This is a genomic window from Arthrobacter sp. PvP103 (genome assembly GCF_017833075.1).
Classification (GTDB): Bacteria; Actinomycetota; Actinomycetes; order Actinomycetales; family Micrococcaceae; genus Arthrobacter.
This window is the reverse complement of record NZ_JAFIBQ010000001.1, coordinates 2,137,640-2,152,910: the sequence shown is the minus strand read 5'-3', so window position 1 is coordinate 2,152,910 and position 15,271 is coordinate 2,137,640. Positions and strand designations below refer to the sequence as shown.

Here is a 15,271-nt window from a genome sequence, read left to right as displayed (position 1 = left end):
CGCTTCCCAGGGAACCAGTCGCGGACAGCATCAAACTGCAGCCGACCGACTGGCAGGAGTACCCCTACTCCGCCCTTCGGCAGTCAGTCCTTCGGGGCCTGGGCGATCCGGACCATGTTGCCGGAGGGGTCGCGGAAGGCGCAGTCGCGCGGCCCCCAGGGCTGGTCGATGGGTTCCTGCATCACCTCCGCGCCGGACGCCCGGACCTTCTCGAACGTTGCGTCCAGATCGTCGGTGCGGAAGACCAGCATGGGCAGGACCCCCTTGGTGAGGAGTTCCTGCAGCATGTCGCCGTCCTCCTGGGAACGTCCGGCATGCGGCTCGGAGAGCACGATCTCGAGGCCGGGCTGGACAGCGCTGCCGAGCGTGATCCAGTGGAATCCTCCGGAGGCCACGTCGTTGCGTAATTCGAGGCCGAGGGCGTCCCGGTAGAAGCCGAGGGCCTTTTCGGTGTCGCTGACGGTGATGTTGCAGTACTGGAGTGAAATGGTCATGCAACCAAGCTATTCGGCGGCCGTCAGAACCGCTTCTTGAATCCTGCTCACTTGTGCGGGTCGCCGGCTGGGCCGCGTGGCAAGCCTGGCCACGCAGCCCGGCATCGCTTCCACCGCGCTGTGCTCTCGTACCCGGTACGCACTGGGCGGTTCGCCCACGAGCTCCGTGAAGCGTGAGCTGAACGAGCCCAGCGACGTACAGCCCACCGCCATGCAGGCATCGGTCACGTTCATGCCGCCGCGGAGCAATGCCATGGCCCGCTCGATCCGGCGGGTCATCAGGTAGCTGTAGGGAGTCTCGCCGTAGGCGGCCCGGAACTGCCGCGAGAAATGCGCCGGCGACATCAGGGCCTTGCGCGCGATGGTGGGCACGTCCAAGGCCCGGGCGAAGTCCCTGTCGATCAGGTCCCGCGCCCGGCGCAGATGCGCCAAGTTGGCGAGCTCTTGCGGGGTCATGTCACGAGCGTACGCCGCGGCGCCCGGGAACGCCACGGCGAAGGTCAGTCGCCGGGTTTGACCGTGAAACGGGCCACGGGTTCCCTTTGAAAGCGTCGGATTTCGTGCTTCAGCACGTCCTCCACGAACCACGGGGTGTTGGATCCGGTGCCGCCGTTGAGTTCCTCGTCGTCGGAGAAAACGGTGAGGCGAGACGGCCGCGAACGCAAACTTCCCGCCGTCGTCAACGGCGCTGAGGAGGCCTGCCCTACCGTGGCAGAACGGCATCACCATGCCGGGGTTGCGATGTGCACCGTGTGGCCGCGTCGCAATGTCCGGTGCGATACCACCAACTCCTCCGCCGAGCAGCCCGTGGGGTGCAAGCTGAGTATTCCTGCCAGCGGGGGCGCGCAGTAAGCTTTGGCATGGCCACATCACTGCTGAAGATGGTTCTGTCCGTTGCCACGGCACTTGCGCTGGCCCTGATGGGCGGCAGTCCGGCGACGGCGGGACCGCCGCGTACGCCCGACCGCGTAGGCATCGATGTCTCGTGGCCGCAGTGCGGAAAGACCCTGCCCGAGGGGCTGGCTTTCGCGATCGTGGGCGTCAACAACGGACTCGCGAACAACACGAATCCCTGCCTCGGGGACCAGCTTGACTGGGCCGATTCGACGATTGTGGAAGACCAAGTCACCAGCCAGCCGCGCGTCGCCCTCTACGTGAACACCGCCAACCCCGGGCTGGCCGGTTCCTGGTGGCCCAAATCCAACTTCTACATGGGCACCGTCGTGGACAATCCCTACGGGAAGTGCCAGGGCAAGAACGACAAGGCCTGCGCCTATATGTACGGCTACGCGAAAGCATACGACGACGCCGTGCTGCGCGGCGTTGACGGCCCGGAGGACTACTTCTGGTGGCTGGATGTGGAGGCAGAAAACAGCTGGCAAGCCGACACCGAAGCCAACCGGGCCGACCTGGAAGGAATGACCGCCTACTTCGAAAGCATCGGCGCCGACGTCGGAATCTATTCCACCGGCTACCAGTGGGGCAAGATTGCGGGGACGGTCCCCTCCACCAGCAACCTGGCGGGGCTTCCCAGTTGGCTCGCGGGTGCACGAACCCTGAAGGGAGCCAAGTCCAACTGCTCTCTGGAAGGGCTCACGCCGGGCAGCACAGTGGAAGTAACGCAGTATGTCTCCAACGGCCTCGACTACAACTACGCCTGCGAATAGCTGGCTTGTAAGCCGTGTTACAGAAGTTCAACAGATTGTTTGGAATTAGTCTCAGTGGAACCTGACTACTGAAGACAAAAAACAGGTATATAAACACCAAAGTCGAGTGGAACATACTGATGTTTTCCTGAGTGAACACCACGGAGGCCCAACTTAAGACCCTCCAAGCGCAGCTGACAGCGCTGGACCAGCAGGTGACGACTGCCCAAGGACAGCTGAGCACGCTCACGGCCCAAAAGAAGACAAACAAGGACGCCATCGAGGCCCAGCGCATAAAGGTCAAGTCCCTTCAAGACCAGCTCGGCGCCGTTCAGGGCCAGATAGCAGCCATCGACGGGCAGATCCTGCTGGGTGGCTGCGTAGCGAAATAGCACAAGCGAGCTAAAAAGGAGCGGGGTCGCCGGAAACGGTGGCCCCGCTCCCGCGTGTCCGGCGCCACGACTCCCGCGTGTCCGGCGCCGCGGCGACGTTGAGAAATAACCCGGGCGCCGCCGTCGTTGTCGCCAGTGTGCCTGTTCCGCAAACGGAACGGCGCCGCCAACGCTCCGCTATGAAAGGCCGGCTCCTCCGTGACTGTTCCGCTTTCCATCCTTGACCTGGCCACCATCGCCAAGGACCAGACCGCAGCCGAGAGCTTTGCCGGCAGCGTGGCCATGGCGCAGCGGGCGGAGGAGCTGGGGTACCGCCGGGTCTGGTACGCGGAGCACCACAACATGTCCTCTATCGCTTCGTCGGCAACGAGCGTGCTGATCGCCCACATCGCGGCCAACACCAGCACCATCAGGCTGGGTGCCGGCGGCGTGATGCTGCCCAACCACTCCCCGCTCACCATCGCCGAGCAATTCGGCACGCTGGAGACCCTGCATCCGGGCCGCATCGACCTCGGTCTGGGCCGTGCGCCCGGCAGTGACCAGAACACCATGCGAGCACTCCGGCGCGACCCGATGTCCGCGGACAGCTTCCCGCAGGATGTCCTGGAACTGCAGGGCTACCTCACCGGCCCCACCCGCATCCAGGGCGTTGAGGCGACGCCGGGCAAGGGCACCAACGTGCCTCTGTACATTCTGGGGTCCTCGCTTTTCGGGGCCCGGCTCGCAGCGCAGCTTGGATTGCCGTACGCCTTCGCTTCGCACTTCGCTCCCAATGCCCTGCAAGACGCGGTGGCCATCTACCGCCGGGAATTCAAGCCCTCGGCCCAGCTGGATGCCCCGCACGTGATTGCAGGCGTCAACGTGATAGCGGCCGATTCCGCCTCCGAGGCCCAAGAAATGTTCCAGGCCACCAAGCGCGCCCGCGTGTCCCTGTTCTTTGGCAACGGCAGGGTGTTCACCGACGACGAGGCGGACATGATCCTCGACTCGCCGCAGGGCCAGCACGTAGCCCAGATGATGAAGTACTCGGCGATCGGGACCCCTGACGTGGTGATGGACTACCTGGACGAGTTTGCCGCCCACGCTGATGCGGACGAACTGATCGTGGCCCACCAGAGCAACGGAACCGAGGCCCGCCTGCGGTCCGTGGAACTCCTCGCCAGCGCTGCGGGACTCGTCCGCGCCTAGAGGCACCGCCCCGTGCCGCAAACCGGGGCGGTGCTAGTGTTGCCGCGTGAGTGCACACAGCCCGGACGTCGACACGGCGGTCCACGTCGGGACCATTGACATGATCGCCCAGCTGCGCGGGGTCGATGCGTCTGGTTCCGGCTTATCGGACCGGATTTCGCGGCAGCTCGAAAGTGCCATTGCGGTGGGCCTGCTCAACGACGGGGACAAGTTGCCGCCGGAAAATGTCCTGGCTGAACAGCTTGGCGTATCTTCGATTACGTTGCGCCAGTCCCTCGCCGAGATGCGGCTCAAGGGCCTGGTTGAAACGCGCCGCGGCCGTGGGGGCGGCAGCTTCATCAGCGGAAAGGCGCTGGCCACTCCGGAGCAGCTGCTATCCGAGTTCAGGCGCCGCAGCCCGGAGGATCTGCGTGACTTGGGCGATCTTGCCGCCACGGTAGCGGCCGGTGTAGGACGGCGGGCGGCACTCCGGGCGGACGAGCAGGATTTGCGGCGCTGCCGCGAACTGGCGCACCGTTTCGCACGCGCCTCGACAGCCGAGGAGTTGCGGCGAACCGATAGCCGTTTCCATATCAGCCTCGGCGTGGCCGCCCAGTCGCGCCGGCTGACCAACGCCACCATCCAGGTCCACAGCGAGCTGGCGGCGCTGATGTGGATTGCCGGGGCCTCAGCAGGATCCATCAAAACGGCCAGCGAAGAGCACGACGCCATACTCGACGCCATCGAACGACGCGACGAGGAAGCCGCCGACCGCCTCTCCGCAGCACACTTCGAGCGCGAATCCGAAACGCTGCTGGACTTCTTCCTCGAACTGGCTACCACGACCCCGGAGGAAGCATGAGCCCGGAACAGCTCTCGCGGATCATCCGCACCACGGCGGAGCTCATCGGCGCTCGCCTGGATGCAGTCTTTGATGACCTCAACAGCCTGCTCCCGGATATCGTGCGCATCGCCGAAGATGCTCCGGACCGACGACCCGCGAAGGTGGATTTCGAGCCGCTGCGCCCGCAGTTGCAGGCCATCATTGCCCGCCACGAGGGATTGGTAGACGGTGCGGGCATAGCCTTCGGCCAGGATGTCCTTCGGGACGCTGCATCTTGGCTGGAATGGTGGCGAGTGGGGCAGGGCGGTGAACCAGAATTCGCGGCCCACGTTTTCAACCCTGATTCCATCCGGTACTACGACTATTCCGCGATGAGCTGGTTCCAGCTGCCCACCACAAGCGGGCACTCCTTGGCCATGGGGCCCTACATCGACAGCGGCGGCACGGACCTCAACATCGTGACCCTGGCCGTTCCTTTCCAGACCGCGGAGGGGAGCCCGAGCGCGCTGGGGGCGGATATTTGCCTGCCCGTACTGGCGTCAATCTTCTTGAAATCCGTCGCCTCGAGGGACCGTGCAGTGGTCCTGGTGAACGACGGTGGACGCGTGGTCACATCCAATACCGCGCGACACTCCACCGGAACGCTCCTGAGTGCCGCTGACACTTCGGCGCTAGCGGCACTCTTCGAGGATTACGTGCCAGTGCCTTCCGCAGTGCCCGGGCGAATCCCCTGGCATATGGGAATCCTAAAGAACGGCTAGCCGCCTCGCGGACAAAAACTTCCCTCGCACCCTTGTCAAACCTTTAAAACTAAAGTTCAATGGAATTATCTTCCCCGAATGTGATGCGGCGCACACTGCAAGCGCCCCTCGCAACAACGCACCCGAGAAATCCGGAGTCCGCGATGACACAGATAATTTCCCATACCCTCCCCGAAGTCCGCCGCGCCGGCGGGGCAGGCCACCGCGACGATGCGCTGGCTCCCGCCGGCCACTTCATCAACGGCAGCTTTGTCCCCGGCAGCGGCGGCAGCATCGACGTCGTCAACCCCGCTACCGGAGAGACCATCACCGCCGTGGCGGCGGGGACCGCTGAAGACGTAAACAACGCCGTGGCCGCCGCCCGGGCCGCTCAGCCGGCGTGGGGCGCCATGACCCCGCGCGAGCGATCCGAAATCCTGCACTTGATCGCGGACCGGTTGGCGGCGAACTCCGGTGACCTCATGCGGCTGGAGTCCTTCAACACCGGAAAGCCCCCGGCTGTGGCAGAGGACGATGTCAGCAGCGCCATCGACACCTTCCGATTCATGGCGGGGGCCTGCAGGACAATGACGTCCCTTGCCGCAGGCGACTACGCTGCAGGGCATACTTCCGTCATCCTGCGCGAGCCGCTCGGCGTCGTTGGTGTCATCACGCCGTGGAATTATCCACTGCTGATGGCGGCCTGGAAGCTCGCTCCCATCCTGGCCGCCGGCAACACCGTGGTGCTCAAGCCCTCGGAACAAACACCGTTGACCACGCTGAAGCTGGCCGAACTCATCGCGGATATCGTTCCGGCCGGCGTCGTCAACATCGTCACCGGCTACGGTGATCCTGTGGGATCCCGGCTGTCCGCCCACCCCGACATCGCACTCGTGGCGCTCACCGGCAGCGTTGGCAGCGGCTCCGCCGTCGCCGCCGCGGCTGCACCCTCGCGCAAGCGGGTGCACCTTGAGCTTGGCGGCAAAGCCCCGGTCCTGGTGTTCGCTGATGCGGACCTCACCGAGGTTGCCCGGGGCATCCGGACCGCCGGCTTCTGGAATTCCGGCCAGGAATGCGGCGCAGCCTGCCGGATCCTGGTGCACGAAAGCGTCGCCGAGGCCCTGACCGAAGAACTGGTCCGCGAAGTCGGCACCCTGGTGGTCGGCGAGCCTGGCGCAGGGGCCGACGTCGAGATCGGGCCGATGGTGTCTGAAGCTCACTTCGAGCGGGTGAAGGGTTTCCTGGAACGCGCCGCCGACGAAGGGCTGCACACAGCGGTGGGCGGCCGTCCGCTGCCGGGGCCCGGCTACTTCATCGCTCCCACCGTGTTGACCAATGCCCGCGAGGGCTCCGAGGCCACTCGCAACGAGATATTCGGGCCCGTGGTTACGGTGGAGACCTTTGCGACTGATGAAGAAGCCGTCCGCCGGGCCAACGAGACCGAGTACGGCCTGGCCGCGTCCGTATGGACAAGCGATGCCAAACGCAGCACTGCGATTCCCCGGAATCTGGATTTTGGCACTGTCTGGGTCAACTCTCACCTAGTACTCGCCAACGAGGTGCCGTGGGGCGGCTTCAAGGGGTCGGGTTACGGCCGTGATCTCTCGCTCTACGCCTTGGACGACTTCAGCCGGACCAAGCACGTCATGACCAACCACGGCGCCTAGGCACTCGACGCCCGCACCTGTCCCGGTGCATTTCGCACTCCGCAATTTTCGTTGACAAACCAAGGACACACCATGCCCACCAAGACCCAGACCACCGAGTTCCCCGCCGTCCCGCATGAAATCCACCGCCAATGGAGCAACTGGGGCGGAAACCAGTCAGCCACCCCCGCCTATACCGTCCGCCCCCGCACCGACGAGGAAGTGCTCGAGGTGGTCCGCTATGCCATCAAGGCCGGCCTGCCCGTACGCGCCGTTGGTGCCGGGCATTCTTTCACCCCGCTGGTGCAGACCGGCGGGATCCTGCTGGACCTGGCGGGGATTTCGGGAATCACCGGAACCGACACCGAGCGGCTGCGGGCACGGGCCCGGGCCGGCACTGCGATCAGCGACTTCGGCGAGCCGCTCTGGAACGCCGGACTTTCCCTGAGCAACCAGGGGGATATTGACAAGCAAGCCATCGCAGGGGCGCTGTCCACCGGTACCCATGGCTCCGGCGTCGAACTGGGCAGCTTCTCCTCCGCCCTGCGCTGGGCGCGGCTGATCAACGGCCACGGCGAGATTGTGGAAATCGGCGAAAACGACCTGCGCGAGCTCAAGGCCGCGCAGGTGGCCCTGGGCACGCTCGGAATCCTTCTGGAAGTGGAGCTGGCTGTCTCTCCGCGCTACCATCTGGCCGAGCAGATCACGTACCCCACATGGGGTGAAACGGTGGCGAATTGGGATACTGATATTGCCAGCAACCGCCACTATTCCTTCCTCTGGTGCCAGGGTGAGGAGTCCGCGGGGCTGTATGAACTGCCCACCCCGGCGGGAGAATCCATGATTAACCGCAGCTACACCAAGCGCTACAACGCCGTGGACCTCGATGAAAGCACCGATCTTTCCAGCGCTGAAGGGGCCCGGCGGGACCGCGCATACCGCATCTACGCCGGCGGCTTCATGATCCCGTTCCACGAGCTCGAATACTACGTGCCCATGGAGCGCGGCCGGGAGGCAGTGGAGGCGCTGCAGGACCTGATCCGTACCCGCCACGCGGACCAGAAGTACCCCATCGAAGTGCGTTGGGTGAAGGCGGAAAACGGCTACCTCTCCCCCTTCCAGGGCAGGAACACCACCGTACTTTCCGTCTCCGGAGCACCCGGCACCAACTACTGGCCCTACCTGCGCGATGTCGACGAGATGCTCCAGGATTTCGATGCCCGCGCCCACTGGGGCAAGATCCACTTCCTGACCCGCGAACGGGTCGCAGCGCTGTACCCGGGGTATGAGGAGTTCGTGGCCGTGCGCCGGGAATTCGATCCTCACGGCGTCTTCCTCAACGACCACACCCGCGCCCTGCTGGCCTGATCAACGAATCGGAACCGGACCAACCATGGAAATCATCGGCCAAGTAATCATCTACATCATGATGGCGTTCCTGCTCGTCGGGGCGGTCAGTGCCATCTTCAACGACGAAAAAGGCTTCGGGAAGGAGTTCAAAGAGGGCATTTACTCTATCGGGCCCATCTTCCTGCCCGTGGCGGGCATCATGTGCTTCATCCCCATCCTCAGCGACCTGGTTGCCCGCTATGTGGCACCGCTGTACTCGTTGCTGCACGCCGACCCCTCCCTGGCGGCAACCACGCTCATCGCCGGCGATATGGGCGGCTACCACCTTGCCCACGAGACCGCCGGCAGCCACAGCGCCTGGATCATGGCCTTCGCGGTCAGCTTCACCGCCGGATCAACGATCATCTTCTCCATCCCGGTGGGCCTGGCCATGCTGCAAAAGCGTGACCACAAGTACATGGCCCTCGGCGTAATGGCGGGCCTCCTGGCCATCCCCTTTGCCGTCTTCATCATCACGTTGCTGCTGCAGACCGCCCATACCCCTCTGCGCGAGGATGTCTCCACCAGTTCGGCCTCGACGGCACCCTTCGACCTGCCACTGGGCGAGATCCTTCTCAACCTGTTGCCGCTGACGGTCTTCGTGATCCTGCTGGCGGTAGGGCTGCGGTTCGCTTCCCGGATCATGGTCACCAGCTTCATCTACTTCGGCCGGTTCCTGGACATCCTGATCAAGCTGGCCCTGGCGCTGTCCGTGGTGCAGTACTTCACCAACGTGTTCGACGTCTTCGGGCCGTGGCCGCTCGCGCCGTTTATTGCCGACGCCGATGACCAGTTCCGCGCACTGGAGGTGGCCGGCTATATCGGAGTGATGCTCGCCGGCGCTTTCCCCATGGTCTACGCCATCCGTACTTGGCTCGCCAAACCGCTGGAAAAAGCCGGCGGGAAGCTCGGCTTCAGCGAAGAAGGGGCCACGGGCCTGCTCGCCGGGGCCGCGAACATTTTGGCTCTGTTTCGCATCATCACGCTGATGCCGCCCCGGGATAAAGTGCTGACCATCGCCTTCGCAGTCTGCGCTGCATTTACCTTCGGAGACCACTTGGCGTTCAGCGCCAACTTCCAGCCGAACATGGTCTTTGCCCTCATTATCGGCAAGCTCGCCGGCGGCGTGATCGGCATCGTGCTGGCGCTCTGGCTGGCGCTGCCCTACGCCCGCGTGCTGGAATCCCAGGACCGTGCAGCGGGTGTGATCGGTGCCGACGAATACCGCCATTCGCACCTTCCCGCCCACGCGAGGGCGCACGCGAGGATGGAGCCGGTCGGCGGGGCTTCCGGTGTCATGGCCGACAAATCCGTAGACGGCGGTCCTGATTTGGACCCGCCTCGGCTGAACAGTCCGGCAACGCCCGGGCCCGGGGGCGGAAGCGCGGTCCGCGCCTAGAGGCACCGGATCCTCCAGCGGCCCGGCACCCGTGTGGCAGAACGATCCGGCTGAGGCCGATGTGACAACACCAGCCTGCACGGAGTCTAATAAGGGCATGACTGATGAGCCGGAGGTACGCCGCGCCCTGGTCATTGAGGACGATGACGACATCCGCGGACTGCTGGTCCACATTCTCACCAAGCAGGGCTTCCAGGTGTCCGCCGAATCCACCGGGCGGGCCGGGGTCGAGCTGATGCAGCGGGAGGGCGCCGAACTGGTGACGCTGGACCTCAACCTGCCGGACATCGACGGCGTTCAGGTCTGCCGCGAACTGCGCAAGTTTTCCGATGCCTACATCCTGATGATCACAGCCCGCGGCGAGGAACTGGACCGCCTTACCGGGCTCGACACCGGCGCGGACGACTACCTCACCAAGCCGTTCAGCCCCCGCGAACTCGCGTCCCGGATCACCGCCCTGTTCCGCAGGCCGCGCGCCAGTGCCGTCCACGAGGCCGCAGCCCAGGACGAATTGCGACGCGCCGTCGAAGTCCAGCGCAGCCTCCTGCCGGCGGAGGGGTTGTCCCTTGACGGGTTCGACATCGCAGGATCCTTCCGGCCCTCCCGCAATGTGGGCGGCGACTTTTTCGATTGGTACCCCAGCGACGGCGGCCTGCAAATGACGCTCGCCGATGCGATGGGCAAAGGCATGGGCGCCGCGCTGATTGCCGCCACAGTCCGCGCCGTCATGCGCTCCGTGGCCCACCGGACGCCGCTGAGTGAGGCCTTCAGCTCGGCCGGCAGGATCCTGGAAGCCGACCTCGAACAGTCCGCGTCCTTCGTCACACTCTTCCACGCCAGGCTTGACGCGGCCACCGGGATCCTCCAGTACCTGGACGCCGGCCACGGCCTGGCGCTCCACATCAGGGCGGAAGGAAGCTGCTCACGGCTGCTCACCAGCGGACCACCGGTGGGAGCATGGCCCGACCAGGAGTGGGATGCGCACCAGGTTTCGCTGGAGCCCGGCGATTGCCTGGCGGTGGTCAGCGACGGCCTGCTGGATGTCTACCCCGACGTCGAGGTCCTCACGGCCGTCGTGGCCGGCACCGTTTCCGGCCGCGCCAGCGCGCAGGCTGCCTGCGACGCCGTCCTTGAGCTGGCCTCGGGCCGCGACGTTTCCGATGACGCCACTGTGGTTGTGCTGAAACGGGCACTGTAGTGCATCGGGTACGGTAGCTGCCGCGCCGCCTTCCTGAATAGGGGCCGCACACACGTTACATTCCCGCAATGACAGGGATATTCTGGTGTAACGACGGCATCGGAGACTGGGGGTATGTCCCTCGCCGGACTTTTCTCATCATTGGGGATTATCCGAAGGACGTCGCCTGTGCCTACTCCGCTCAACCAGTCCGTGGCCGATTCCGCCCTCCTAACGCGCTCCCTGCCGCTCGGCCTGCTCCGCGCCTTTGTTCAGTCCGATGCAGCCGACGACGGCCTCACGCCAAGCCTGCTCGCTGAACTCAAGATCCTCGCACGCACTCCCGGGCTGCTGGTGGCCTGCAACTACGGCGGCACGCTCTGCGACGCGGAGGGGATCTCCACCGAAACCCTGCCGCTGGGCAGCGCCGCGATCGCTCTCCGGGCCCTTGCCGCACTACCCAACACCCACGCGGCCGTCATCTCCGGCAGGTCGCTGCGGGACCTGGCGGCAGTTTCCAGGCTTCCGGCGGAGGTGCACCTCGTGGGCTCCCACGGCGCCGAATTCGACATGGGCTTCGCCCACGGCCTGTCCCTGGCCACCGAATCGGTGCTGCAGCAGGCCAGCCAGGCCCTCGTTGAAACCATCGGCGCCTACAAGGGGATCAGCATCGAGCGCAAGCCCGTTGCGGTGTCCGTACACACCCGGCCGGCCTCGCCCGCGATTGTTGCCAAGGTGCTGGAAAAGGCCGAAGAGGTGGCCCGCGCCCACGGCCTGTTCTACATCGTGGACGGCTCCGTGCTGGACCTTTCCGTGGTGGAGCCGTCCAAGGCCGATGCGCTGGAGCACCTGCGCGCCCGCTTGGGCGTGAGTGCCGCCCTCTATGCCGGCGACGCTTCCAGCGACGAACTGGCAATGGCCACCCTGCGCGGCCCGGATATGGGCATCAAGGTGGGGGAGGGCGCCACCGCGGCCACCCACCGCCTCCGGGACCCCGAGTCCTTCGCGCGGGTCCTGGCCATCCTCTTCGAACTGCGGCGGGCCTGGCTTTTCGGGGAGGACGCCGTTGGCCTGGAGCGCCACTCGATGATCGGCAACGGCTCGTCCACTGCGCTGATCACGCCCGAAGCCAAGGTCTGCTGGATGAGCCACCCGCTGCCGGACTCGGGGTCCCTGTTCGCCCATATCCTGGGTGGCGACGCCGCGGGCCACTTCTCGGTGGAACCGGTCAAGGCATCCCAGGTCTTGGGCCAGCGCTATGTGGACAGCACCATGATCGTGGAAACCCGCTGGGCTGACGTCACCGTGACCGACTATCTTGAGCCGGCCCCGGACGGGATCACGAGCCTGGTCCGCGTGCTGTCCGGCAGCGGCGCCGCCCGGATCGTCTTCGCGCCCCGGCCCGACTACGCCAACGCCCCGTTCAGCATGGAGGCGCGGGGCGAGGAACTGCACGTGGTGGGCACGTCCGACCCGATCATCCTGCTGGCTCCCGGCGTCAGCTTTTCCATCACTTCGGACGGCCGCCATGCCACTGCCACCGCGGACGTCAACCTGCGGAATGGCCCCGTGGTGCTCAACCTGCGCTGCGGCGACACCGAGCCAACTCACGCCGGGGTGGGCGGCGAAACCGAGCGCCGCGCCGCCGTCGCCCATCACTCCCGGCGGTGGGTCCAGGACCTGGACCTGCCGGGCGTCAAGCCGTCGCTGGTGCGCCGTTCGGCGCTGGTGCTGCGCGCACTGGTGCACGAACCCACCGGCGCCGTCCTGGCCGCCCCCACCACCTCGCTGCCGGAAGGAATCGGCGGCACCCGGAACTGGGACTACCGCTACTGCTGGTTGCGGGACGGGTCCATGACCGTCAATGCGCTCGTGGACCTGGGTTCCACGACGGAAGCGCATGGGTTCCTGCGCTGGCTGGGCCGGATCCTGGACAACGCCCCCGGACCGGAATGGCTGCACCCGCTGTACTCGGTCACCGGGGCGCCGCTGTCCACTGAGGCCATCATCGAAAGTCTGCCCGGTTACGCGGGATCACGCCCCGTCAGGATCGGCAACGCCGCGGACCACCAGGTGCAGCTGGATGTGTTCGGGCCCATCGCGGAACTGATCTGCGCGGTGAGTCAGCGCGAGGGCACTTTGGAGGATTCGCACTGGGAGCTGATGATCCAAATGGCCTCCGCCGTGATGGCCCGCTGGCACGAGGCCGATCACGGGATCTGGGAAGCGCGCCGCGCACCCCGGCACCACGTCTACACCAAGGTGATGTGCTGGGTAACCCTGGACCGGGCGCTGCGCACGGCGGCCAGGCACGGCAGGGCGCCGGAACCCGAGTGGGCACCCACCGCCGCAACCATCCGCGAGGAAGTCCTCCGCGAAGGCTGGGATGACGGTGCGGCGTCCTACACCGTTGCGTACGACAGCCCGGACCTCGACGCCGCCGTGCTGCACATCGGCCTGTCCGGCCTGCTGGATGTGAACGACCAGCGGTTCCTGGACACCGTCACCGCTGTGGAGCGGGAGCTTCGGGTGGGACCCACCGTTTTTCGGTACAGGTACGACGACGGGCTGCCGGGTTTGGAGGGCGGCTTCCACATCTGCACCACGTGGCTCATCGAGGCCTATGTGGCGGTGGGCCGGATCGAGGAGGCGTGGGACCTGTTCGACCAGCTGGTAAACCTGTTCGGCCCTACCGGACTGCTGCCCGAAGAATACGATCCCGGGACCGAAACCCATCTGGGCAACCACCCGCAGGCTTACTCCCATCTGGGCTTCATCCGCTGCGCCCGGATCCTGGACCAGCACCAGAAGAACTAAGGCGTTGGCCGGGGTGCGGGCCTAGGTAAGGAGCAGGGCCACGCAGATCATGGCCGGCACTGCCACCACCGTGGTGACCAGCACGGTGTCCTTGGCCACGATGATGCCCGTCCGGTAGCGGCTGGCCGCGACGAAAACGTTCTGCGCGGTGGGCAGTGCGGACGTCACGACGACGGCGAAGAGGGCCTGCCCCTCCATGCCGATCAGCCGCGCCACCAGATAGGCGATGGAGGGGTGGATGACGAGTTTGAACGTACTAGCCAGGAGCACGTCGATGCGGCGGCCGGTATCTGCCTGCAGGGGCCGCGACCCGTTCAGGCTCATGCCGAAGGCGATCAGCATGGCGGGGATGGCCGCACCGCCGATCAGGTGGATGGGCTGCATGACCAGCTCCGGCACCTGCCATCCCGTTCCCGCCACCACCAGGCCCAGTGCGGAACCCACGATCATCGGGTTTTTGAGGATCATGAGGGCAAAACCGGCGGGCGTGGTCCGGTGTGAGCTGGTGGTGGCATCCAGGGCCATCAGGAAGAGCGGGGTAAAGAAGGCCAGCTGGAAGATCAGCAGCGGCGCAACGTAGCTTGCATCGCCGAGGACATACACGGCAATGGGAATACCCAGGTTGGCGGAGTTCGCCAGGGACGCGCTCATGGACGACATCAGCGATTCGGGCACGGTCCGTTTCAGCAGGAACCGGACAATCACGAAGAAGATTGCGGCCGTGACCATCGCGCCGACGGCGGTCACCAGCAGGGGAGCGGCAAAGACATCGTGGAGCTTGGCCTTGCTGAGGGTCTCGAACAGGAGCGCAGGGCTCGCCACGAAGAATGTCAGCGCGCTGAGCACGGACCGGGCGTTTTCTCCCAGCACCTTCCGGCGGCCAACGAACATGCCCACCAGGATGATGAACCACACCACGAAGAAGCCCGCGAGAACGCCTAGCACCCGGACGTCCCTGGCGGTTTCCCTGGCAGGCCGGGCGGGTGGGGTTCGGCGTTCACGATCCCAGCTAATCAGATTTATTCAGCCTGAAGCCGGATTGTGGGCAGGATCTCGGCATCCGGACGGGGCCGTTCCGGGGGAGGGGGCCTAGTTCAGGGCGGAGTTGTTGAGTGCGAACGGCGGCCGCATGAGGCCGCGGGTGTGCCCTTCAGCGGGGTCGTTGCCGATCTGGACAATCTTGTTGTCCTTGTCAACATGGACCACCTTGGGCGTGTAGGCCTTGGCTTCTTCGGTGGTCATCTCGGCATAGGTGATCAGGATGACGATGTCATTCTCGTGCATTAGGTGAGCAGCCGCGCCGTTGATGCCGATAACCCCGGAACCGCGCTCTCCGGCGATGGTGTACGTCTCCAGCCGGGCCCCGTTGGTGACGTCAACGATCGCCACGAGTTCTCCGGGAAGAATGTCCGCAGCCTCCAGCAGGTCCAGGTCAACGGTGACCGACCCCACGTAGTGCAGATCGGCATGCGTGACAGTGGCCCGGTGGATTTTGGACTTAAACATTGTGCGATTCATAACGTGCCCAGTCTAACGCCCGGCGCCCTTCCGCGCTGTGAC

The 15,271-nt window shown here is 65.4% G+C and carries 14 protein-coding genes and 1 pseudogene; 10 read left to right on the top strand and 5 right to left on the bottom strand.

Going from position 1 to position 15,271, the window contains the following annotated elements; all coding sequences use genetic code 11:
* Positions 1-83 precede the first annotated feature (83 nt).
* The 3 genes and pseudogenes from JOE41_RS09880 to JOE41_RS21010 form a co-directional block, all read right to left on the bottom strand.
* Positions 84-494 (bottom strand): VOC family protein, encoded by a 411-nt coding sequence (locus tag JOE41_RS09880; protein ID WP_209752233.1) that lies wholly within the window; start codon positions 492-494, stop codon positions 84-86.
* A gap of 9 nt (positions 495-503) precedes the next feature.
* Positions 504-950 (bottom strand): helix-turn-helix transcriptional regulator, encoded by a 447-nt coding sequence (locus tag JOE41_RS09875; protein ID WP_209752232.1) that lies wholly within the window; start codon positions 948-950, stop codon positions 504-506.
* Between the two features lie 44 nt (positions 951-994).
* A pseudogene (locus tag JOE41_RS21010) lies at positions 995-1,217 on the bottom strand (hypothetical protein); the annotation flags it as partial.
* A 137-nt stretch (positions 1,218-1,354) separates the two neighbouring features.
* Here JOE41_RS21010 and JOE41_RS09865 point away from each other — a divergent pair.
* From JOE41_RS09865 to otsB, 10 genes are all read left to right on the top strand, one after another.
* The gene (locus tag JOE41_RS09865) at positions 1,355-2,161 is read left to right on the top strand and encodes a hypothetical protein (protein WP_209752230.1); all 807 of its coding nucleotides are present in this window, start codon (positions 1,355-1,357) and stop codon (positions 2,159-2,161) included.
* A 131-nt stretch (positions 2,162-2,292) separates the two neighbouring features.
* Entirely contained in the window at positions 2,293-2,532 is a 240-nt protein-coding gene (locus JOE41_RS09860) for a hypothetical protein (protein WP_209752229.1), read from the top strand.
* Positions 2,533-2,730: 198 nt separating this feature from the next.
* The gene (locus JOE41_RS09855; protein ID WP_209752228.1) at positions 2,731-3,720 is read left to right on the top strand and encodes an LLM class flavin-dependent oxidoreductase; all 990 of its coding nucleotides are present in this window, start codon (positions 2,731-2,733) and stop codon (positions 3,718-3,720) included.
* 46 nt (positions 3,721-3,766) lie between these two features.
* Positions 3,767-4,561 (top strand): FadR/GntR family transcriptional regulator, encoded by a 795-nt coding sequence (locus JOE41_RS09850; RefSeq protein ID WP_209752227.1) that lies wholly within the window; start codon positions 3,767-3,769, stop codon positions 4,559-4,561.
* Positions 4,558-5,304, top strand: coding sequence for a cache domain-containing protein (locus tag JOE41_RS09845; RefSeq protein ID WP_209752226.1), 747 nt, complete (start codon positions 4,558-4,560; stop codon positions 5,302-5,304). The genes JOE41_RS09850 and JOE41_RS09845 overlap by 4 nt, the downstream gene beginning before the upstream one ends.
* Positions 5,305-5,447: 143 nt before the next feature.
* Positions 5,448-6,950, top strand: a complete 1,503-nt coding sequence (locus JOE41_RS09840) for an aminobutyraldehyde dehydrogenase (RefSeq protein WP_209752225.1) — start codon at positions 5,448-5,450, stop codon at positions 6,948-6,950.
* Positions 6,951-7,022: 72 nt separating this feature from the next.
* Complete coding sequence (locus tag JOE41_RS09835) at positions 7,023-8,297, top strand: D-arabinono-1,4-lactone oxidase (RefSeq protein ID WP_209752224.1); 1,275 nt, start codon at positions 7,023-7,025, stop codon at positions 8,295-8,297.
* A gap of 25 nt (positions 8,298-8,322) precedes the next feature.
* A complete protein-coding gene (locus JOE41_RS09830; protein WP_209752223.1) occupies positions 8,323-9,717 on the top strand; it encodes an ethanolamine utilization protein EutH in 1,395 nt (464 codons plus the stop codon).
* Positions 9,718-9,814: 97 nt separating this feature from the next.
* Positions 9,815-10,915 (top strand): PP2C family protein-serine/threonine phosphatase, encoded by a 1,101-nt coding sequence (locus JOE41_RS09825; protein WP_209752222.1) that lies wholly within the window; start codon positions 9,815-9,817, stop codon positions 10,913-10,915.
* 168 nt (positions 10,916-11,083) lie between these two features.
* Positions 11,084-13,711, top strand: a complete 2,628-nt coding sequence (gene otsB, locus JOE41_RS09820; RefSeq protein WP_209752221.1) for a trehalose-phosphatase — start codon at positions 11,084-11,086, stop codon at positions 13,709-13,711.
* Between the two features lie 21 nt (positions 13,712-13,732).
* Here otsB and JOE41_RS09815 read toward each other — a convergent pair whose 3' ends face one another.
* Positions 13,733-14,656, bottom strand: a complete 924-nt coding sequence (locus JOE41_RS09815; RefSeq protein ID WP_209752220.1) for an AEC family transporter — start codon at positions 14,654-14,656, stop codon at positions 13,733-13,735.
* Positions 14,657-14,800: 144 nt separating this feature from the next.
* Positions 14,801-15,229, bottom strand: coding sequence for an aspartate 1-decarboxylase (gene panD, locus JOE41_RS09810; protein ID WP_011693710.1), 429 nt, complete (start codon positions 15,227-15,229; stop codon positions 14,801-14,803).
* Positions 15,230-15,271 lie beyond the last annotated feature (42 nt).